31 protein-coding genes are annotated in these 19,405 nt (G+C 56.2%); 2 read left to right on the forward strand and 29 right to left on the reverse strand.

Annotation, left to right across the window (positions count from 1 at the left end; all coding sequences use genetic code 11):
• Positions 1 to 92: 92 nt before the first annotated feature.
• The 29 genes from F4V58_RS06610 to F4V58_RS06745 all read right to left on the reverse strand — a co-directional run bounded on the left by F4V58_RS06610 (position 93) and on the right by F4V58_RS06745 (position 17,617).
• Positions 93 to 1,178, reverse strand: coding sequence for a phage major capsid protein (locus F4V58_RS06610; RefSeq protein ID WP_075734437.1), 1,086 nt, complete (start codon positions 1,176 to 1,178; stop codon positions 93 to 95).
• Positions 1,165 to 2,310: an HK97 family phage prohead protease gene (locus F4V58_RS06615; protein ID WP_075734439.1), complete on the reverse strand. Its 1,146-nt coding sequence runs from the start codon at positions 2,308 to 2,310 to the stop codon at positions 1,165 to 1,167. The genes F4V58_RS06610 and F4V58_RS06615 overlap by 14 nt, the downstream gene beginning before the upstream one ends.
• Positions 2,310 to 2,663, reverse strand: a complete 354-nt coding sequence (locus tag F4V58_RS06620; RefSeq protein WP_075734441.1) for a RapZ C-terminal domain-containing protein — start codon at positions 2,661 to 2,663, stop codon at positions 2,310 to 2,312. Before F4V58_RS06620 ends, F4V58_RS06615 begins: the two co-directional genes overlap by 1 nt.
• Complete coding sequence (locus F4V58_RS06625; RefSeq protein ID WP_084559714.1) at positions 2,660 to 3,910, reverse strand: phage portal protein; 1,251 nt, start codon at positions 3,908 to 3,910, stop codon at positions 2,660 to 2,662. The genes F4V58_RS06620 and F4V58_RS06625 overlap by 4 nt, the downstream gene beginning before the upstream one ends.
• A 15-nt stretch (positions 3,911 to 3,925) precedes the next feature.
• A complete protein-coding gene (locus F4V58_RS06630; protein WP_075734443.1) occupies positions 3,926 to 5,617 on the reverse strand; it encodes a hypothetical protein in 1,692 nt (563 codons plus the stop codon).
• The gene (locus F4V58_RS06635) at positions 5,601 to 5,921 is read right to left on the reverse strand and encodes a terminase small subunit (protein WP_075734445.1); all 321 of its coding nucleotides are present in this window, start codon (positions 5,919 to 5,921) and stop codon (positions 5,601 to 5,603) included. The genes F4V58_RS06630 and F4V58_RS06635 overlap by 17 nt, the downstream gene beginning before the upstream one ends.
• Positions 5,922 to 5,924: 3 nt before the next feature.
• A complete protein-coding gene (locus F4V58_RS06640; protein ID WP_075734447.1) occupies positions 5,925 to 6,311 on the reverse strand; it encodes a hypothetical protein in 387 nt (128 codons plus the stop codon).
• Entirely contained in the window at positions 6,298 to 7,014 is a 717-nt protein-coding gene (locus F4V58_RS06645; protein WP_075734449.1) for a DNA-methyltransferase, read from the reverse strand. Before F4V58_RS06645 ends, F4V58_RS06640 begins: the two co-directional genes overlap by 14 nt.
• A gap of 43 nt (positions 7,015 to 7,057) precedes the next feature.
• Complete coding sequence (locus tag F4V58_RS06650; RefSeq protein WP_075734451.1) at positions 7,058 to 7,690, reverse strand: ParB/RepB/Spo0J family partition protein; 633 nt, start codon at positions 7,688 to 7,690, stop codon at positions 7,058 to 7,060.
• The gene (locus tag F4V58_RS06655; RefSeq protein ID WP_075734453.1) at positions 7,687 to 7,965 is read right to left on the reverse strand and encodes a P27 family phage terminase small subunit; all 279 of its coding nucleotides are present in this window, start codon (positions 7,963 to 7,965) and stop codon (positions 7,687 to 7,689) included. The genes F4V58_RS06650 and F4V58_RS06655 overlap by 4 nt, the downstream gene beginning before the upstream one ends.
• Positions 7,949 to 8,623, reverse strand: a complete 675-nt coding sequence (locus F4V58_RS06660) for a phospholipase D-like domain-containing protein (RefSeq protein ID WP_150385736.1) — start codon at positions 8,621 to 8,623, stop codon at positions 7,949 to 7,951. Before F4V58_RS06660 ends, F4V58_RS06655 begins: the two co-directional genes overlap by 17 nt.
• Before the next feature lie 358 nt (positions 8,624 to 8,981).
• On the reverse strand, positions 8,982 to 9,272 hold the full coding sequence (locus F4V58_RS06665; RefSeq protein ID WP_075734457.1) for an HNH endonuclease: 291 nt from the start codon (positions 9,270 to 9,272) through the stop codon (positions 8,982 to 8,984).
• Between the two features lie 133 nt (positions 9,273 to 9,405).
• On the reverse strand, positions 9,406 to 9,999 hold the full coding sequence (locus F4V58_RS06670) for a hypothetical protein (protein WP_075734459.1): 594 nt from the start codon (positions 9,997 to 9,999) through the stop codon (positions 9,406 to 9,408).
• A gap of 10 nt (positions 10,000 to 10,009) precedes the next feature.
• Positions 10,010 to 10,435, reverse strand: a complete 426-nt coding sequence (locus F4V58_RS06675) for a RusA family crossover junction endodeoxyribonuclease (RefSeq protein ID WP_169833309.1) — start codon at positions 10,433 to 10,435, stop codon at positions 10,010 to 10,012.
• Positions 10,425 to 10,769, reverse strand: a complete 345-nt coding sequence (locus tag F4V58_RS06680; protein ID WP_075734463.1) for a hypothetical protein — start codon at positions 10,767 to 10,769, stop codon at positions 10,425 to 10,427. The genes F4V58_RS06675 and F4V58_RS06680 overlap by 11 nt, the downstream gene beginning before the upstream one ends.
• A complete protein-coding gene (locus tag F4V58_RS06685; protein WP_075734465.1) occupies positions 10,769 to 11,113 on the reverse strand; it encodes a hypothetical protein in 345 nt (114 codons plus the stop codon). Before F4V58_RS06685 ends, F4V58_RS06680 begins: the two co-directional genes overlap by 1 nt.
• Before the next feature lie 15 nt (positions 11,114 to 11,128).
• Positions 11,129 to 11,521, reverse strand: a complete 393-nt coding sequence (locus tag F4V58_RS06690) for a hypothetical protein (protein WP_150385737.1) — start codon at positions 11,519 to 11,521, stop codon at positions 11,129 to 11,131.
• A 752-nt stretch (positions 11,522 to 12,273) separates the two neighbouring features.
• Positions 12,274 to 12,492, reverse strand: coding sequence for a hypothetical protein (locus F4V58_RS06695; RefSeq protein ID WP_075734471.1), 219 nt, complete (start codon positions 12,490 to 12,492; stop codon positions 12,274 to 12,276).
• Positions 12,493 to 12,506: 14 nt separating this feature from the next.
• Positions 12,507 to 13,007 (reverse strand): single-stranded DNA-binding protein, encoded by a 501-nt coding sequence (locus F4V58_RS06700; RefSeq protein ID WP_075734473.1) that lies wholly within the window; start codon positions 13,005 to 13,007, stop codon positions 12,507 to 12,509.
• Complete coding sequence (locus tag F4V58_RS06705) at positions 13,007 to 13,312, reverse strand: hypothetical protein (RefSeq protein WP_075734475.1); 306 nt, start codon at positions 13,310 to 13,312, stop codon at positions 13,007 to 13,009. Before F4V58_RS06705 ends, F4V58_RS06700 begins: the two co-directional genes overlap by 1 nt.
• The gene (locus F4V58_RS06710; RefSeq protein ID WP_075734477.1) at positions 13,299 to 14,240 is read right to left on the reverse strand and encodes a recombinase RecT; all 942 of its coding nucleotides are present in this window, start codon (positions 14,238 to 14,240) and stop codon (positions 13,299 to 13,301) included. Before F4V58_RS06710 ends, F4V58_RS06705 begins: the two co-directional genes overlap by 14 nt.
• A 90-nt stretch (positions 14,241 to 14,330) precedes the next feature.
• Complete coding sequence (locus tag F4V58_RS12495) at positions 14,331 to 14,504, reverse strand: hypothetical protein (protein WP_157105766.1); 174 nt, start codon at positions 14,502 to 14,504, stop codon at positions 14,331 to 14,333.
• Between the two features lie 29 nt (positions 14,505 to 14,533).
• On the reverse strand, positions 14,534 to 14,743 hold the full coding sequence (locus tag F4V58_RS06715; protein ID WP_150385738.1) for a hypothetical protein: 210 nt from the start codon (positions 14,741 to 14,743) through the stop codon (positions 14,534 to 14,536).
• Positions 14,730 to 15,188: a hypothetical protein gene (locus tag F4V58_RS06720; protein WP_075734483.1), complete on the reverse strand. Its 459-nt coding sequence runs from the start codon at positions 15,186 to 15,188 to the stop codon at positions 14,730 to 14,732. The genes F4V58_RS06715 and F4V58_RS06720 overlap by 14 nt, the downstream gene beginning before the upstream one ends.
• On the reverse strand, positions 15,188 to 16,114 hold the full coding sequence (locus tag F4V58_RS06725) for a YqaJ viral recombinase family protein (RefSeq protein WP_075734485.1): 927 nt from the start codon (positions 16,112 to 16,114) through the stop codon (positions 15,188 to 15,190). The genes F4V58_RS06720 and F4V58_RS06725 overlap by 1 nt, the downstream gene beginning before the upstream one ends.
• 139 nt (positions 16,115 to 16,253) lie before the next feature.
• Positions 16,254 to 16,484 (reverse strand): hypothetical protein, encoded by a 231-nt coding sequence (locus F4V58_RS06730; protein WP_150385739.1) that lies wholly within the window; start codon positions 16,482 to 16,484, stop codon positions 16,254 to 16,256.
• The gene (locus tag F4V58_RS06735) at positions 16,481 to 16,696 is read right to left on the reverse strand and encodes a hypothetical protein (protein ID WP_150385740.1); all 216 of its coding nucleotides are present in this window, start codon (positions 16,694 to 16,696) and stop codon (positions 16,481 to 16,483) included. The genes F4V58_RS06730 and F4V58_RS06735 overlap by 4 nt, the downstream gene beginning before the upstream one ends.
• A complete protein-coding gene (locus F4V58_RS06740; RefSeq protein ID WP_075734489.1) occupies positions 16,686 to 16,961 on the reverse strand; it encodes a hypothetical protein in 276 nt (91 codons plus the stop codon). The genes F4V58_RS06735 and F4V58_RS06740 overlap by 11 nt, the downstream gene beginning before the upstream one ends.
• A gap of 425 nt (positions 16,962 to 17,386) precedes the next feature.
• Positions 17,387 to 17,617: a helix-turn-helix domain-containing protein gene (locus tag F4V58_RS06745; RefSeq protein ID WP_075734491.1), complete on the reverse strand. Its 231-nt coding sequence runs from the start codon at positions 17,615 to 17,617 to the stop codon at positions 17,387 to 17,389.
• 156 nt (positions 17,618 to 17,773) lie between these two features.
• On the opposite strand from F4V58_RS06745, the gene F4V58_RS06750 reads away from it, so the two are divergent.
• Entirely contained in the window at positions 17,774 to 18,124 is a 351-nt protein-coding gene (locus F4V58_RS06750) for a hypothetical protein (RefSeq protein WP_075734493.1), read from the forward strand.
• 78 nt (positions 18,125 to 18,202) lie between these two features.
• Positions 18,203 to 19,402 (forward strand): tyrosine-type recombinase/integrase, encoded by a 1,200-nt coding sequence (locus F4V58_RS06755; RefSeq protein ID WP_075734495.1) that lies wholly within the window; start codon positions 18,203 to 18,205, stop codon positions 19,400 to 19,402.
• Positions 19,403 to 19,405: the final 3 nt, after the last annotated feature.

Here is a 19,405-nt window from a genome sequence, read left to right on the forward strand (position 1 = left end):
CCGGTACCTAAAATCCTTCCAGATCCGTGAGCAGAGCTATGACATCGTGTGTGAGCAAAGCTATGACATTGTTCGTTAGCAAGGATATGACATTACACAGCGCCCTGGCGGAAAGCACCAAGCAAATAGGTACCCTTTTTCACCGCGCGGGTTTCAATGGTTTGCAAACCCCATACCGGAGGATTGACCTTGATTTCACCATTGCCGTACTGGCCCTGGAACGGCCCACCAGCAAAGTACTGGCTGTTGCCGTCCTTCTTCTTGCGCAATTCACGGTAATCCGCAGGATTGAGCAAAAGAGCGTCAGCCTCAAGCGGAGTAGCGTCCGGAATCAGGGATTGAGCGTCAAGCAACCCATCAAACGGATCGCCGTCAATATCAAAATTCTGAATACCCTCACGGTTGAGCAGACCACGCAAGTTAGCTCCCGCGCCGTCACCATTGAGCAGCTGGTCTTCTTCCGCTACGGACAGATCATAAATCAGCTGCTGATTAATCCAATCCGCGATGAAAGCATAATCAGCCAGCATTTCATCAGTGATTTTGGACAGCACAGCGAGCTTGGATACGCCCTCGGTAACCAGCTCGAAAGGGTTGTAGCGCACGTATGGTTTCACCGCGCCCTCGGCCACGGTAGTGACCCCGCCCTCGGCAATACGCTCCGGATTTTCCACCAGGTAAGAAATCAGCGCGCCAGACAAGGACGCGGAACCCATCAGGTCAGCAGCAACAAGGCGGTTGCGGCGCTGGTTGACGATTCCACGGGAGTAGGTAGTTCCGTAGCCAGTAACAACAGGCTGGCCTACCCCGGTAGTGGCGTGAGCGTCATTGGCAGCCTTAAATTCCGGAGTCTGGTAATTAATGCGGCCAGTATTGCGGAAAGACTTCAACGCAGCGTCCGCTTTTTTTACAAAAAATTCACCCGGAGTAGCAGACTTTTCCGCCACATCACCCGGCGCGGAATCATCAGCAGCGGAACGCGCGTCAGAAATAGACGCAATCAACTTCTGGCTTTCACGCGCAGCCTTAATTTCCTGATCGTAGGAATTCACTTCTTCCGCATAGCCTTTTGCCTTAGCGAGGTCCTCGGCGGACATGCCGTCCGGATTGGACTTCACAAGCGCGTTCAGGTTGGCAGCTGCGGTTTCACGCGCCGCTTTAAGTTCATTCAGGTTCATTACAGGCCCCTTTCAAGAGCAGTAGTTCAGCACGTGCCAGGCGGGCGCGCGCTAAGGATTTTTCTTTTTCCACTGATTTTTCAGCAGAAACAGCACGCCCGCCGGGCGCACTTAGTTCATCGGCAGCTTTAGCAAATAGCAACGCTAAAGCCCCCCGGTCAGAATCGGAAAAATTATCGGCTTGCTTCACAGCAGTCGACACCAATTCAGCCGCAGACTTCACGGCCAAAATTTCAGATTCCTCATTGGCGGGAATCCCCACCACAGACACCTCGATAAGTTTCAGACGCGTAAGTTCACGTACCTGTTCCCCATCGACTTCCCCCAGCTTGCTATCAAGAGTCCGATAAGCGAACGACATCTTTTTCAGCCGCTTATCCTTTATCAGCCGGTGAACCTGCGCCGCTTTAGGATTATCCAAATCCAGGCGCGCAGTAATCCGCAAACCTTTTTCATCTTCCACGGCCTCGGATACCGCCCCGATATTGGAGAATGGATCCGAAAAATCATGCCCGTAAAGCAGCGGAATATTATCCCCGGATTGTTCCCATTCTTTCAGCGACTCCGCGAACGCGCCCCGGCGGACCACATCACCGTAGCTATCTACATTGTCGAACACGGACGCGTAAGCAACGATTTCCCCGGTATCCCCCGGGGAATCATCACCGGCCTTAAATTCAACATCAAAATTCTTAATCACCGAATCATCACCACCTTTCAAATTTTCTGGGATTTTCGGAGGGGCGGCGTACCACGCATTTATGCGCGCCACAGTGCCCGGCGGCCGCCCATCTTCCGCCGCGCGCGCCAAACACGTTTCTTTCCCCGGGTCCAAAATATGCAGCTGCGCGCCCAAGGCGGCAAACCTTTCCACCATCGACTGCGGCGGATTAGCATGGATAAGCCAAACATCACCCGGCTCCGTTTCCGGATCCAACAGCCACCCAACAAAACCACGGCGCATAGCCACAACCGGATCCAACACTTCCCGGGCGGGGTCATGGCCCACATCACCACCGGCAACCGTGCTGGCTACTAAATCGAAATCAAACCGGGGCGTGCCAAACGGCGCGGATTCAGCTACAAAAGTTGACTTCCCGGAACACGGCGGCCCCATCACAAGGTGAATCATCACGCCCCCTCCGGTAAATCACGGTGAACAACGGCCACGTCCCGGCAATCTTGGCGAAAAATAGCGGCCACATATTCCGCCGCGAACACGCTGCGATGAAACCCGGCGGAGCACACAAACACCACGCGGACATCATCACGCAGCTGCGACATCAGGCGAGTGGTGAGGTACGCAGATTGCAAAAAATCTTCCACCAAGGGATTAGCCTCGATAATGATTTCACCCACGCGCGGGTCAGTTCCCGGCGTATCAAGAACCACCGGGGACGGGTCCGGGATGTTCAAGCAATTGATTACCAAATCCGCCGGGGGCGGGTCTTGCACGGTATGACCGCAGGAAATCAATTCAATCATTCCGCACCTCCTGGGGGTTCATCATTTCCGAAAGCCGTATTCAGCGGGCGGGCGAGTTCATCGCCCCCGTCAATTTTCGGCAAATTATTCTGTTCACGGGCCTCGTTAACCGACATCCACGGCGCGCCCACGGCCTGGGAGGTAACAGACGCACGTTCTTCAAAGCGCGCGCGTAGACGCTCGTCCATGTTGAACTCCACGTAGTATTCAGCCGGATCAATTTTCAACATAGGCAACAGATACGCATTAATCGAGAGCTCAAAGCCTTTCATTATTTGCAGCAAAGAATCACCATAAAGCGACTGCCGAAATTCCTTAACGTTGGAATAATTAGCGTTATCCAAAATTCCAACCATTGTCGGGTTGACGTGAAACACCTGCGCCACCGTTTCCAGCGACAGCTTAGTTTGTTCCACTACTTGTTCATCAGACGCGGACAGGTGGTGCCCCTCGTATTTCATGCCGTCCTCGAGCAGAGCAATACCCCCCGCGCCGGAACCACCGGCCGCAAATTGCGAACGCAAATCAGCCTTGAACCGCGCGCGATCCGCCCGATCCCATTTCGCGTCCAGCGGGCGGGTAATGAACCCCGCCATACGCGGGCCGCGATTCCACAGCTGGGTTTGGTATTCCGCCCGGGCAACATTTTGTTTCAGCACATCTTTTAGCGCGTGAATTGGAGACGCGCCCTCCCGCAGGCTGTTCGGATTGTAGCCGTGGAAACGGATCAGGCTACTAGCGGGAACGAATACATTTTCGTTCTTGCCCGAATTCCAAATCGAAATACCGCTAAAGGTCCATTGATCGGAGTAGTGACGCTTAGCAACCCACCGGGGCGGAATCGGCAAAATTGACACCGGCCCGCCTTTTCCATGAGTACCGACAATCCAAATCCATTCATCATAAAGGCACAAATCCATCACGGAGCGATGTAACAGCTGCATCATCAGCTGTGAATCAGATGATTTCACCATCAGGCGCGACAATTCCGTATTACGCACACGAATACGCCCACCATCAGGCGCGCGCTTATACACATGCAGCGACACCGTGGAGACCTGCCGGGCAATGAAATCAGTAACCGTCCGAAGATGGGGTTGTGACTTGTAGAGCTCTTCCACCGGCATGGAATCAATCTGGAAATCAAACACATCACTAAGATCAAGCCAATTCCCAGGGCCTACCGTAACCGGCTCGGCATTTTCGTGGCTATCACGCCAGGGCAAAAAGCGGTCTAAGAACGACACCTTGCCACCTCTTTTCTAAAAAATCATCAGCCCATCATCATCAAAATCAACAGGAATTTCATCAAATTCATCACCCACGCCCGCGCCGTCCCACGACTCCGCAGAGTACGCAGAATCCACGCGGCCCTGGTGGCCCAGCCACCACGCCTGGTTAGCCGCAATCAGTGGACAAGGATCACCCACGGACTTATCCCTATTCCAGATAAATACATCGCCCAGTTTCTTATCACGCACACCAACAGCAGCAGCCTCAAGACGGGTTTCCATATCAGGCGATTCAGGGGAGCGGCCGGAGTGCAAAATTTCCCCGGCGCGCAAAGAATTCACGAAACCAAGAACGGAACCGGTCATATTCGCGCCTTGCCATTCCACGACTTCAATCCCCGCGTTTTCTACCAGCGGGGCCAAAGCCGCCGCCGGGCAACCACGCACCTGCATAGCAACGCGGCCGTCAAACCAGGTTTCACGCCGAGCGTTTAACCAATCGGGAACCCAATCGTAACCGCTACGCGCGGCAACCAGTTCGATACCCCACGCGCCGTCCGGGCGTTGCCAAGAAACAGAAATAGCTGCGGATTTACCCTCCGGAGAAACATCGACACCAACAAAGACAGGCTGCGCGCCAATATCCACCGACATGGTTTCATCAGCCGCCGCCGCCCATACGGCCTCCGTAATCTTGCCCGGCTCCAAGGATTCAACCCACTGGCACAGGTATTCGGTACGGAAATCATCAGGTGACGCGTCTTCTTCTTCCGGATCGACCGAAGACCGGGCAAGCGCCAACATGTCCGACTCGGTACGGTTGCCGTAGCCCAGGGACGGGTTAGCTTCACACCAACCGGCGCGGTCAAAAATATCGCGCTCCGGCGCAGCGGACCATTCTGCCAACATCAGCCGCTCCGAATCAGTTTCACCCGATTCAAGGGCTTTCAGCGCCACATTTCTAAGACGGCGCAGGACTACAGATTCAGCGGTACCCGCGTTAGAAAAGCACCAAATCTGGTTACGCGGGCGCTCCGCCGTAGTAGGTTGAACGGCCGCCCACATGGCGTTAGTTTTGTGCTCGCGGACCTCGTCCAGCATTGCCAAATCAGCAGAATAGGAACGCCCGCCGCCGTTATTGGCGACCACGTACCACGCGGGCATAGTAGCCGCGACATCGAGGACCCCGGCTAAATCCTGGGGAATTCGAGCCAACTCGATACGGTTAGAGCCGTTAGCGGTACGCATGTAAGGCACCCACCGGCCGCGCTCCATACGATAGGGCAAGAAAGCCGCCATTTCAGGATTACGCCGCGCCATAGCGAACGCGTCCGCCAAGGTATCTTCCGCAACGGAAAGATTTTGAGCGGTGGAAATCATTTCAGACGCGCCGTCATAAAAAAGCCGCCACAGCCCAAGAATGCACATCACCAAGGTTTTACCGTTTTGCCGCGCCACTAGAACACACACCTGCCGGAACCGGTAATCAAAATACCGCTCCGGCGGGGTATCAGGATTGAAATCATCATGCCCAGGAATCGTTGACGTATCCAGCTCGAGCGCATGAATAAACAGCCACCGCTGCCACGGGCGCAGTTCCAAACCCAACTCATTTTCAGCAAAATCAATCAGGGCATAGCCCAAAGACGTTTCCGGAGTGAGCTCCACCCGGGGCGGGGTGAACAGGCGCGGGGCGGTATGACCCCTAAGCGCCGCGCCCACGGTAACGCTTGCGGCGCGCCGCTAGTTCATTCGCCACCTCGGGGGCGACACCCCCATCATCAGTTTCAGCCGCGCGCGGATTACGCGCCGCCGGAGTACAACCAAGTTCATTCAACGTCTTCAAAAGATGGGGTCCCAGATACAGCGCTTTCGTAGCAGACTGCCCACCGGCGGCAATACCGGAATCAATCTGGTGACCGTAACGCATAGCCAAATCAATCACGGCCTCGTCTTCCGGGCGGATATCTTGCCCGCGCGCAGCAACAGACCGCGCCACGGACGCGGCCAAAGAATTATCATCCACAGGTTAACCCCCTTGTCGGTAAGCAAATTTAATCACGGCGAGTTCATCAGCAACGGAATCACAATCAAGTTCCGGCTCCGGAACAGCCCCGTTATCTTCCAGGCGGGCCAAAAGTTGAGCGCGCTGCCCAGTAATCTTCAATGCTTGCGCCACGGCCGTGGAATCACCACGACTAGCCAACTTCCACACCCCGGCCAACAAAGCGTCAAGGCGCGCTAAATCCAGGCGGACGCGAACATCAGCAGATTCAGCGGACGCAGCCTCCAAGTAACGCGCTACCATATCTTCCACTTCCAGCGCGTCTATACCAAGCCGGTCCCCAATATCACGATACGACACACCCGCCATACGAAGATTCACCGCGCGCTGGATATCGCTAAGCTCCGCCACAGAAATCCACCTCCACCCCATCACGCTTAGGTTTCACGCCGGTATGCTGCTGCCAGCGGCGACAAATCACATCAACGTACTTCGGATCAAGTTCCACCAACCGGGCACGCGCGCCCCTATGGTGCGCAGCAATCAACGTAGAACCAGAACCGCCAAACAGATCCAGAACCACGCCCTGCTGCGGGCAAGAATTTTTAAGCATATGCAACACCAAATCAACCGGTTTCATGGTGGGGTGTTCCACATTGCGGGACGGTTTGGAAAATTCCAGAACCGTGGTTTGCTTATTATCTCCAAACCACGCGGGTCCGCCACGGCCCAGCCGCCCAGTACCGCCCGGGGTGAAACCGTAAAGAATCGGCTCGTGCCTATCCCCGAACGGCGCGCCGGGGTTGACTTCCCGCGATTCAATAGCCTCGGCCTCCGCCGCAGCAACCGCCGCCGGATCGAAATCCGGAACTTCCCCAAACAGGATAGGCTCATGTTTCCAGTGATAGTCGGCGCGACCAATCACCATGATATTTTTCACCCAAATAAGGTTCTGGCGCAGCAGCAACCCCGCGCCGGTAAACGCGCCCTCGAAATCAGAGCGCGCCATATCCGCGTAAGCCACATATACCGGCGCGCCCGGCCGGGCCGCAACCAGCACAGTGCCAAAAGCGCCGTCCAGCAAATCACGCAAGCCTTCCCGATCATCATTCATAATAGACGCGGGCCCCTCTTGCTTTGTATAACGATTTTTCCCCTCATGCCGCGCCGTCTTTGAATACGACACGCCGTAGGGGGGGGTCAGTCCACACGCAATCAGCCAACCCATCAAATAGCAGGTGCTCAATCACCGAATCAGTTTCGGTTGAATCACCACAGTAAACCCGGTGGGGGCCAAGCTCGTACACATCACCCGGCGCGGAAATCGTAGATTCCGGCAGGCTAGGGACATCATCACGATCGGTTAGTTCTTCCGGCTGTTCTTGCGCGGCCAGAATCGCGTCTAAATCCGAATCGGTATAGCCCGTGCCCTCGATTGAATCGAGGTCAGACAAAAGTTCAGCCAAAGCCTTTTCATCATAGGTACCCAAATCAGCCAAGCGGTTATCAGCAGCAACCACAGCCTTAGCGGTATCATCATCGACATCAATCAGGCCACAATCAACCTCGAGCCACCCCAAAGACCGCGCCGCCAACAAGGTATGATTCCCGGCCAACACTTCCAGCGGGCGGCCGGTATGCGTTCCAATATTGACCACGATAGGGCGATACTGACCACGGGCGCGCAAAGATTCCGAAATAGCCGCAATATTGCCCCGGCGCGGATTACCCTCGAACGTAAGCAGGTCATCAACCGGCACACGGCGGTACTCCTTGATTTCGGCTTTCATTGAAACTTATCCCCCCAATTCCGCAAATCCTGCTGGGCTTGCCTAGCCACCGCAATAGCCGGGTGAGCAATAGGCCGTCCCCGTTCATCAGAAACAATTGTGCCCTCAGCAACCACACGCCTAGACGCGTCCCGTTCCAGGGCAACACATTCACAATACGCCCCGAATTCCGCGCCAATAATGGCGTCCGGATTTTCATGATCCTTGACAATGCCCGCCCACACTTCCGCAGCAACCGGCGAAAGATGGGGCGGTGGACTATAACGGCCCGACATTCGCAACCCCCTTTTCATACACGCGGCCGCGACTAGCGACCCCCATTTCACACTGGAACTTAGGTTTCTCGTCCGCAATGCCCGTTAAATCCAGCTGGCTATCATCACGGAAATCACCCGCCCGGCGGTCGGAAAAAATCCCATCAACCAACGCCCGGTGCCACGAACAAAAATCTTCGGAATCAATCACGTCCATATTTTCCAGCCGCTTATTTTCATTCAGATTCATGGACGTACGCACGACAATGTTCCATTCTTCGTTGTACAGCAGCATGAATTTCGCGTGAGTTTTCAGCGACCTAATCGAGTCCTTGCCAAAGAGCTCTACCATCTTTTCCAGGTATTCCGGCTGGCGATTAGCGAACGAATGATCGACAACCCAACGACAGGACAGGATTAAATCATCAGCCATAAGTTCCTGGGCGCGCCGTAAATCAGCAGACGCAGCCGTCCACGTAGCAATGACCACATGAACCGGCCCGGTCTTTTGCATGAGCGCAACCAGCGCGTCAATGATCGAGAATTGCCCGAATGTATAGCACGTTGTTTCGTGACCCTTATCGAAATCAGCCAAAGCAGCCTTAGCGGAACCGACTTTGAACAGGCGGGCGCGGTGCCTTTTCTTCACGGGCCGGGTAAAAGATTGAGCTTTATCCAAGACGATCTACCACTTCCCGCAATTCGGGAGATACCGGAGTACCCGGCACGACAACCACACGGACGCGGGGGCGCGGAAAAGTTTGCCGCCAATAGGGCGCGCAGCGCATAAATTCGCCCGGAGTGTAGAAATATGACGGTACTAGCGCCGTTGATAGGGCGTATTCCCTAGCGGCGCGGATATTCCTAGCTATCACGAAGACCGGATTTTTCGCCATGAATACCTCCTTTCCGCGCGCGCGGGCGCGATGGGGTGGATCGGGGCGCGGGGAGAGAGACGAGTACCACCCCCCGCTCTTTTCACCATATAATTGTCTAGTGATATTTACCCCCCTACCCCCCTAGCGTGCCCACGGGGGCTACCAGGCGGCGCTGCGGCGGCCTAGTGGCAGGGCCGCGTCACGGTTACCACGGGAGCGGTTGCATGAGCAGTGGGACGGCCGGAGGTTGTCCCAATCAAGGGCGAGTTCCGGGTGATTGGAGCGCGGGTAAAAGTGGTCCGGCTCGAATGAATCACGGGAGTTAGCCCGCCCGTTGTAGTCAATTGGTTGACCGCACAGCCAGCACGGTAGGTCATTGTCCTTGCAGTGGCGGAGGTATTGGGCGCGGAGCTTTTGCCCGGCGGTATGAGACCAGCGGTCACTAGCCATTGCCGTCACCTCCCCGGGGCATGAAAAAGCCGCCAGTGTGCTATTCGAATCTAATCGAACGCACACGGCGGGTACTGAACGCGAGTATACACTATGCCGTTACATTGTTTGATTAATGCAGGCCACGGCGTGTTTATTGCGGGGTATCTTTTTCGGTTGGTTCACCGCGCAGGTATGCCAGAACTTGGCTTGCGCGGTAGAGGTTGCGCGCCCCGCCGGGTCGGGAATCAATGACACCACGGAATACTAGTTGTCTTAGTTGCCCGGGGGTTACGCGAAACCCGTAAGCTGCGGCGGCGGCTACGATATGCCCGGCGGGCCTCCACGGTTCAGAACCTAGTTTCAGCGGCGCGTCCGGGTTGAGTAGCTTGTCCAGTTTCTTGATTTGATAGCGGAGTTCATCGACTAGCCCGGCTACGTATTCTTCTTCCAGCTCGGCAAGCCCGGCGGAGTGGAACGACAGCCAAGCAAGCAGCGGCTCCCAGTTTTTCGGAATTATGCGCGCCGGGGTGATGAATCGTTTTGCGTCACAGACGAATTCAAACAGGCGCAGCTCGAGCTCAACGGTGAGGTTCATTACATCATCGCGCCCGGGGGAAGACGGGCCGAGTCGCCCGCTGGTATTCATGGGACGTTCCGCGCGGGCTGCGCCTACGGTTTTTAGTGATTCAGCGAGCGTAAACCGCACCTCCAACTTTCGAACCAGCGTTCTAATGGTTTGTTCCATGAATTCCTACTTACGGGGTTTCAGTAGCGCGGGTGATGATTATCCGCGCGCCGGGCTTTTCGGATAGGCGGGCGCGCCTTTTGCGGACGTGGACATCAACTAGCAGACAATCATCAGCTATCACAATATCGGTTACCGCGTCACAGATTGCACGCAAGAGTTTATCCACGTCCGGCTTGACAATATGCCAGCCGCCGGGGTCGGGTTCACGCTTGCGGGCGGGCATGATGAATTCAACACGCAGCCACAGCGGGCCGGTTAATGGCGGTTGTCTTTTCCGGTAGTGGCGGGCTTTAAGCGCCACGGCCTGCCGCCACGACTTGACGTACTTGGACGATTCCACCATTCGCCCGCCGCCAATGTGACGCTTTGAGCCTTGCGGGCGCGGAACACCGGGAACGAAAATATCCAATTCCACAACCGGGCTAGTAGTCATTTTCATCAGCTCCGGAGTTGCGCCGGGATTCAAGCACACCGAGGTGGTCACCTAAGAATTCCATGAGCACGTCTATGTCATGTTCCGGGGTGATTACGGCCTCCACATCGCAAAGAGAGTAGTAATTAATCCCTATTCGAGCATGCCCATCTTTGTAAGCCCACATTCTCACGTGGTCATAAGAGGCGGCCCAATAAAATTCAGCGACCCGGACGGGCTGGGATAGCGTGTAGTTCAAGTGCCGGTGTTGCACGAGTTCGTCCAGGCGGCGGATTAATTCACGGTGCCACGGGGTGAGCCACTCGGGGCGAGTTGCGGTAGCAAATCTTGACATCAGGCAGCACCTTTTTCGCGCAGGATTTCTTCAACCGTGGCCATAACCATTTCTGCGTTTTCCGGGGTGGGTTCAAAAAATTCTTCGTATTCCCGGCGGGGCGGGTTGCTACGCGTGTCGATTGCAGCGCGCGCTAGGGCGGGAATGAGTTGGTCGGAGCTTGTGACAGATACGCGGTAACCGGGTGTTTTGAGGTTCACGCAGCTCCTGAATTTCCATAGTTGCACTTCGACTTTTGGGCGGTAACGTGTTCCGACTTCGGTTATTCCCGTGATTTCTTGTAGTCGGGTGGCGGCGATTTCTAGCACCTTGCGGCGTTGCTTTTCTACGGCGGGGTGTTTCATGGTTTCCTTTTCGGGTTAGAACGGCGGCTCATCGTTGCTTGCTGGCCGTTTAAGCGGTTTGTTTGGTTGTTCCGGGGCGGGTAGGCCGAGGGCGGCTGTTGAGGGCGCTGCGGGGGCGCTGGGCGCTATTTTGGGGTTGTTGTGGTTGCACCGGCGGGCTACATTCGTGCCGACTTCGTAGGCAAGGCCGTTGGAATCACAGTCCGGGCAGGAATCAATCAGGGCTCGGCGGCGGGCTTTTTCGGTTTCTTCCGCGAGGGCGGCGGATTGTTCAGATTCCAGCCGGAGGGTTTGGCAGGCCCGGCAAGGGGGAATCTTGTCCGGCGGGGTATTGATATGCCGGGGGCAAGCCACCCGGCTGGCGTTAGCCGCCGGAGTGGAAAAAAATTCAGGAGGGGAGTTATCCACAGCCTGTGGATAACCCAGTTGGTTACTACTACCGTAACCCCCCTCCCCTGTTCCCCTGTTCCCCTGTTCCCCTGTTCCAGTACCCGGGACTTCGGAGGGTTCCCCCGAGTGTTCGGAGTTTTCCCCCGAGTCCTCGGCGGGTTCCCCCGATTCATCTATGACCTGCCAGTTTATCGGAGAAACCAGCACGCCATCATCAGGCGAGGGGTACTTAGACCCCTTAGAGCGCTTATCCACCTTTTGGTGCTTTTCCCACGACGGGATCGCGTAATAATGCCGCCCCGCAACCGTGTAAAACTTCACTCCGAGGACACGGCGGATTCCATCGAGTCCTCGGCGGAACCCCCCGACACTAATTTCATCATCATTCGGGAACACGAAACCAAGCAATTCCCGGGGTTCACACGTACCCCGGCCATAATCGTCCGCCCAATTCCACATAGCGATAAACAGCAACCGCCACTCAAAAGGCAGCCGCGCGACATCAGGGGAAGACCAAAATTCCGGCTTTATTGTTCGAATCCTTGGCATGAGGGGTCACTAACTTTCAGTATTGGCGGGGCGTTCCAGGGAAATAAGAAGACTAATGAGCGCGTCCACTAAAGACGGCGGGGTATATTGCAGGCCGCAGGCACGAAGATAATTTCTCATAGCGTCATGTTGCGCCGCAGAATGTTCAAATTGTCTACACATATTGGTAAGAGGTATTGGCCCCCTGCGCCCGCAGAAACGAACGCAGGGGGAAACCATCATCACAGCCGGGCGGCAACTTCACGCACGACATCACGCCCAACACGGCGCTCCACATCCACTCGGCGCGGATACATTCGACACACCCAATCACGCTGCGCCGGAGTAAGCTCCACCCCGGCAACATCAGCGAATTCCAGCAGGGTATCCGAATCCAAGTCGCGGGTTGCCCCGCGCGCAGCACGGGCCAGCGCCACGGCGCGCGAATCAAGTTTCAACATATCGAACTTCCTTTCTAAAACGGGGGTTCATCATTGGCGGCACCAAAGCCACCACGCGAACCACCCTGCTGCTGTTGTTGTTGGTTGTTGTTGTCGTTGTTGTCCGGCCACGGGCCACCGGAACCACCACCCGGCGGAGTATCACGCTGCTCCAAAGAGCGCAGCGACAGCCACACACCCTGGGCGGTAAATTCCAACTTGGAACGATTTTCACCCGACTGGGTTTGCCAACGCCGGGTTTGAAAAAAGCCATGAACCGCAATTAAATCGCCCTTAGCAAGATTGGACATACACCAATCCGTCCACGGCACCATGTTGTTATTGCGGGAATCATCCCACACCGCAACATCCACAAACTGCTCCCGGGTAGTAACCCATTGCCGGGCGTTTTCATCGTATTTTTTCGCAGACTGCGCGATACAAAAATTCACCACTTTCGTATCACTATTCGGCAGGAACCTAAGCTCCGGATCGCGCGTCAACCGGCCGGAACGAAATTCATAATCAATCGCCACTAGGTATCCTCCCGTTCTTCCCGGCCCGCCCGCAGCAGCGCAACGTATTCGCAGAACGTAGACATCGCCAACTCGCGCTGGTCCGGTGAAAGATCATCCAGGAAACAGGCGAATGAAGACGCGTAAGCCATGAGCAGCTGACTGGAGCTAAGCTCCGGCCCAATCAATTGAACCGCAGTTTCCGCGCACGCATAACCCTTATCCTCATGGACGTGGCCAACAATGGCCAGGGCGAAATCCTCCTCCACATCATCACCACTTCCGGAAAATTTTGCCAAAAATTTCAGCAAATTATTCATTTTCATCACCCAACTTCTTCCACATTTCTCGGGCCTTTTCTTCCACCACGGCCAGCTCTTCCGGCTGGAATTCATCAGAGCCGCGCACGGCCTCCACGTATTCACCAACTTCTTCCCGGCTAGTGAAACCAGCCAGCCCGGCAAGGGCCTCCTGGACTAGCGGGGAGGATTCCGGGCTAGGCAACGCCGCCGGTTCCGGGGTTTCTTCACGCCCGAAAGCCGCGTCAAACCCGGCCGCGCCCAACGCCGGTTTATCCCGGCGCGTTGCAGTAGCCTGCACGCGCGGCGCGGATTGAGCCATTTCAGCGTCCACGTAGATACCCGCCGCCAAGTGGCACACATTGCGGATTGCTTGCGCCGTAGCACATTTCGCCAGCATTGTCGGGCCTAGCTTGTCCCACATAGCGGTAGGCTCGCCGTTCTTCTTGGTTTGGCAAAATTCCGACCACGTTGCGATACCCGTACCGACTGATTCACCGACACGAACATCAATCATCACAGCCTCGGGGTGAGGTCCTACCTTTTTAGGCCAAAACGGGTATTCGTTGCCGTCCGAATCGAAGAACCGGGGCGCACCAATCATGTGCGCAACGCCCTTAGATTCAGCAAAGCGGAACAGCACCCGCTTGAAACCATCAATGCCGGTTTGCACAGACCACTTGGTCTCCCAGCGCTCCGGTTCACCCCGGTAACCACCGGTCTTGGTTTTCCGCCCAATCAGGTAAATTTCTTTCAAGAAAGGATCCAGCCCGGTACGTTGAGCGACTTCGAACAACATTGCCAAATCACCATCACTAGCCTCGTCCAGCCCGCCGAGGGCGCGGAGCCTATCGCGTTCCGCCGGGGTGAAATCAGATTCAGCGCCCGCGCGATACACGCCCCTATCTTCCTCAGTTCCCACCAAATCCTGGTTTTCTGGGATATTTTCAGACATACATACTTCCTTTTCTAGTAATCCGCGCCGCCCCTTGCGGTAGCGCGGGAGAGATACAACGAACGCCGCCGGGGCAAACCCCGGCGACCACTACGCGTTAGGATCGGGGTCTTCTAGCGCGACATCAATTTCTATAGACAGTGCCGAAATCACGCGCGCCGCCTCCTCCGGAGTAAGCAAGACTTCCGTTTCACTACAAGAAATCGCATTTTCCGTTTCAATACGCAGCGCCACCTCCCGGGGTGGATTGTGATTCACGTACACATCAGCTCCACCTAAGCGAATACGCGACATCATGCACCCGCCATTTCAGCGAGGGCGCTACAGTAGTGAGCCAAGCCCGGCGGCGGGAGAATCAGCAACCCGTACAGGGCTATACCGACTAACATTCCGAAGATGAAAATCAGCACATCAAAGCGGGCGCGTTTAGCTAGCTGGTCTTGCAGGCGGGCTACGCGCAGGTCCGGGGCCGCGCGGCGGGCGGGACGTTTAGAAATCATCATCCACCCCCGGCTGCTCCGGAATCTTCACGCCAGTTCCGCGCAGCGCGTCCATGAGATTGTCCAGAACTATGGTGCAATCAAAATCATCAGAAAGTTCCGGCCGCCGATACGAGTACTCCCAGAGCAGGCAATCAACAATGAGGTCGAGGTCCCCTTTTTTCCAGAGACCTAGACTAATCCGGTAGTGCCCCGCGTCCGTGGCAGACAAAGCCACGAAAACCGGCGGCATATCTTCCGGGAAAAGCCAGGTGTACTGGACGGCCCAGGAATCAAGCTCCGGATTTCCCGAGGTCTTAACCACGCCCTTAGATTCCTTATCCAGCCACAGCCCGGCGGCCTCTTTAGGCGAATTATTTTTCAGCAAGCGACAAATTTTCCGCGCCACAACATCAGCGTGAATATTTTCCCGATACGTAGGCTCTAGCCAACGCCAAATCATATCCATTAGGAATCCCCTCCCAAATCAGCTTTCTTATTGACCTGGACGTAAGGCGTTCCGCCCTTGCGCGCCCGCCGGTCCGCGAGCTTGACATCACCGACTAGTAGTAGCCGCGCGTCTTCCATGATTTCGGCAATTTCGATTTTGGCTTGACGGGCAACCGCTTTCGCCTCGTCTTCCCCGGTAATCGAGTCCAGCCAAGCAACCCCCTGTTGCAGCGGGACGGTAACAGATTTTTCCCGATCAATTTCCGGGTGCAAGCCGCGCAAAGTTTCGTACGAAGAAACCGAGTTGTCTAGCTCCGGCGGGATACCTTTTTCCAGGGAGTCATACATTTCAGCAAGTTTTTCCACCATGATGTCAAACCGCTCCGGAGACCAATCAACATCATGGATTTCAGGGAAACCATGCGGGCCTAGCACAACCACGCTCGCCTGGTGGATACCCGACACGCCCATTTGGAAAAGAACCTGCTCGTAGTAGTCCAGCGGAACGGCGTTATCTTCCCCCGGGTAACCCCAGGAATCAAGGGTTTGGGCGGTTTTACATTCAACAATCCAGAACCGGTCCGGGCTTGTAGGTCCGGCTTTTCGATTCAGCGCGCGCCTATCGAGGGTGACCAAATTCGGGAACGGGAGGTCGGTATTTCGGTAGGCAATTTCCGTCTTGCCACCATTTCCGGCGGCGTTGAGCAGCCAGCCGGGGTTCTTGAACTTCCACCACTCGGCCAGGGACAGTTCCGCAGCATGGCCCCAGGCGAATAGGTCTTCGTCAAATTCTGGGGGTTCAACGTTTCCGGCCATTTCATGCCAGCAAGAAAATTGTGACGTGAACCGCGAATGACCCAGCAAGGGGGCAACTTTTGACGCGGTAATCATGGAACGCCACTCCGGGCTACCCGGGCGCGGCGCGTTCCTGACGAGTTCGATCATTGGAGGTACCTTTCAAGGGTTGCGGGCTTGAGGCCCATGGATTTGGATAGGCGGGACAGGATGAAAGCCTGCCGGTACCCGAGGGCGCGAAAATGCCGGTATTCTTCGCGCACGATTTGTTTCACCGAGACCCGGGCCATTATCCGTCCCCCTTTTCGGGAAGATTTTCCAGCAGGCTAAGCACCTGCTCTAGATCTTCCGCAGTAGGGGCCTCGGACTTTTGCGCCACAACATCAGCCACGGAGCGAGTAAGCTCCACGCAGTACCGCGACATCAACTCTGCATCAGATAAGCGGCCCAGTAGCGCGAGATATCCCAGGGCGAGGGCAACAACCGCCACGGCGGTAATGATGATGATTACTTCCATCACGCCCGATCACCTGCCGCGCGTAGAACTTCCGCACCCAGCGCCGTCACCGTTGTTGGTTTCAGGCGGTAGCGGACAAATTCGGTTTCAATCAGGCCCAGGCGCTCCAGCTCCGCAATAGTGACCTGGCTGGTTACCGTTCCACGGTGAACAATTTTCCGTAGCGCCTGAATCATATACGGTGAAATATTTGCCGAAATACCTTTAGAGCTCATGGCGACCTCCGGCAACGCGGGCGAGGAAAGCCGCCGCAGCTATGGTGGTTTCCACCGCGTGAGACGGCGGGACACGCTGGTCAAAAATGGCTTTTGGAAAGACCACGCGACCACGCCGCCCGGCCTCGCCCAGACGCACAGGGCGCAGGGCCATTACATCAGGGTCACCGCGCTTAACCGCGCGCAGTAGCGTGGAGTGACCTACACCCAGGCGGGCGGCAACTTCCGTAGCCGGATAGGTATCCGGCAGTGTAGTAGAGTTCACTACGTTCTCCTTTTTAGGTTGAGGGTGAACAATGGCCCCCGCAGTGAGTGAGACTGCGGGGGCTTAATTGTGGGGAAATTTTGGCAGCGCCCCGGGCGGCAGAGTTTAAGAACCGCCCCGAAATGGTTTGCTTACCGCGCTGTTCGGACACGCGTTTAACCAAAATTTCCCCCGCGCCCTACCCGGAATCGAACCGGGGCCGGTGACTATGAAAACCGGCCTGCCACAGTAGGGCCACTAGCCCGGCATGTAAGTCCGGGCTTTTAACACGCCCCCATCTATGAGCGGGGGGCGTGAGCTATAGGCATTCACTTTTCAGTTTTCATACATCATCAGGCCGTTAGGCATAGTGCCCCCTCCGGAATCGAACCAAGAACCGCAGTATCAAGAGCTGATAGCGCGGCGGCCACCGGGGGCCATACCGCCTAAGCGGATTTAGCGAGAGCGTCCGCCGCAACACACATAGTGTCCAGCGGGCGGCCCGTGAGCCGTTTCAGCTCAACCATCACACGCAGGGACGGCACAGACGTTCCACGCCGGTAGGCACGAACCGTAGGGACTGACACGCCTAGTGCCTCACCGAGGGCGCGGTCTGAATTGACGTTGAGCGCCCGGCGCGCCATATCGAGCACCGAGGGGTCTAAACGGATATCCATTGTGAACCAACTTTCTTAGCCTGTTTGAGTTCGTTGATCCCACAATAGCTCGATAAAATAATTTTAGGCAAATCGACACACCGAAAACCCTATTTTTCCAGCTAAACCCCTATCTCAAAGTTGCTAACTGGGTAAAAATGATTTACGCTTATAGGCATGAAACACAGAGACTGGCTGGACCGCGTCCGGCAAGAAAAATCCATCAGGCAAGTATCAATAATTGCAGGAATCGCGCAGCGCACGCTGGCCAATCAGTATGACCGCGACCGAATCCACCCGGAAAACATCATCAGAATTGCGATATCGCTTGAATACAGCCCCTGGCGGGCGCTAGTGGACTGCGAAATCATGCCGCCGGAATACGCCGTGGAGGTAGACCCTGCGACATCACTACGCACCGTTTCAGATGATGACCTAGTGGAAGAGTTTCTGCGCCGCCTGCGCGCCGGGGCCACCAACCCGGCTTTCGATACCCCGCTAGACGAGTTGCCAGGATTTACCGACTAAAACGCAAATAGGCCCCGCTATTACAGCGGGGCCTATTAACCCAACGTCTCAACACAAAGACACCCAGGAGTATATCACGTGAGTATCCAGAAAAAGACCACTAAAGCCGGAACAGTAAGATGGGTTGCCCGCTGGCGAGACCCTAGCGGGCGGGAACATTCAAAATCTTTCGATACCCGGCGCGCGGCCAAAGAATATGAATCCGAGGTCACGCGGGCGCGTAAAATTGGCGATTTTCAGCCCGCCGAGGTGGAAAAAATCACCGTCCGCGAACTCTTCGAAAAATGGCTATACCACCGGCCACTACGCGCGACCAGCCTAACCGTCTACCAGAACACGCTAAAAAATCAGCTCGGCCCCCTAGCGGACTGGCCCGCGCAGCAGGTAACCACCGCCGATGTAATCGAATGGAGCAACCAGCTCCAAACCTCCCGCCCGTGGCTAGGCAAGCACGACAAGGGCATAAGTTTCACAGGGGCGCGGAATTCAATGCGACATCTACGCTCGGCCTACAATCACGGCATAGCCCAGGGGCTGTTGGCCACTAATCCGGTGAAAATTCCGCCCGCGCCGTCCCACGTGGAGCCGGATACGATACCCACACTGGAAGAAATTCAGGCCGTAATCGAGTGTGTAAGACGCGGCGGGGCGCAACGGATATCGCACAAAGACGGCAAAAAGTACGTCACGAGATACGGCCCCTCGCCGGAGGTTGCGGACATGATGGTAACCGCGCTGCTAACCGGCATGAGGATTAGTGAGCTCGCGGGCCTTATAGTGAGAGAGATAGACCTCGATACCGGAGTAATCCGGGTACGTAAGCAGCTGGGCAAAGAACGGCCCCGGCGGCGGGTGGATTTGAAAACCGCGTCTTCCCGGCGCGATATTCCCATCGCTGACGAACTCCGGCCCATACTTCAGGCGCGAGTAAACGCCCGGGGCGGGGACGATTACGTGTTCACCAATAGCGCGGGCGGGCCGCTATACAACGGCCCGGTTTCCGTCCGGGTAAAGCGGGCGGCGGAACACACCGGCGCTATACGGGTTCACTTCCACGCGCTGCGGCATTATTTCGCGTCCAGCCTAATTACCGGCGGGGTGCCGATTCAGGATGTGGCCGCCGTTCTTGGGCACAAGTCCCCCGCGCTCACCTTGTCGGTTTACACCCACGTCATTGCGGGATCGAGGGACAGGGTGAGCGCCGCAATCAGTTCCACGATAGGGAGCGGGATTATTGCGGGATCACGCGGCTTGCGGGTTGTGGGAGGGGGCGCGTGAGCT

It is taken from the genome of Corynebacterium phocae (assembly GCF_008693075.1).
GTDB classification, from domain to species: Bacteria; Actinomycetota; Actinomycetes; order Mycobacteriales; family Mycobacteriaceae; genus Corynebacterium; species Corynebacterium phocae.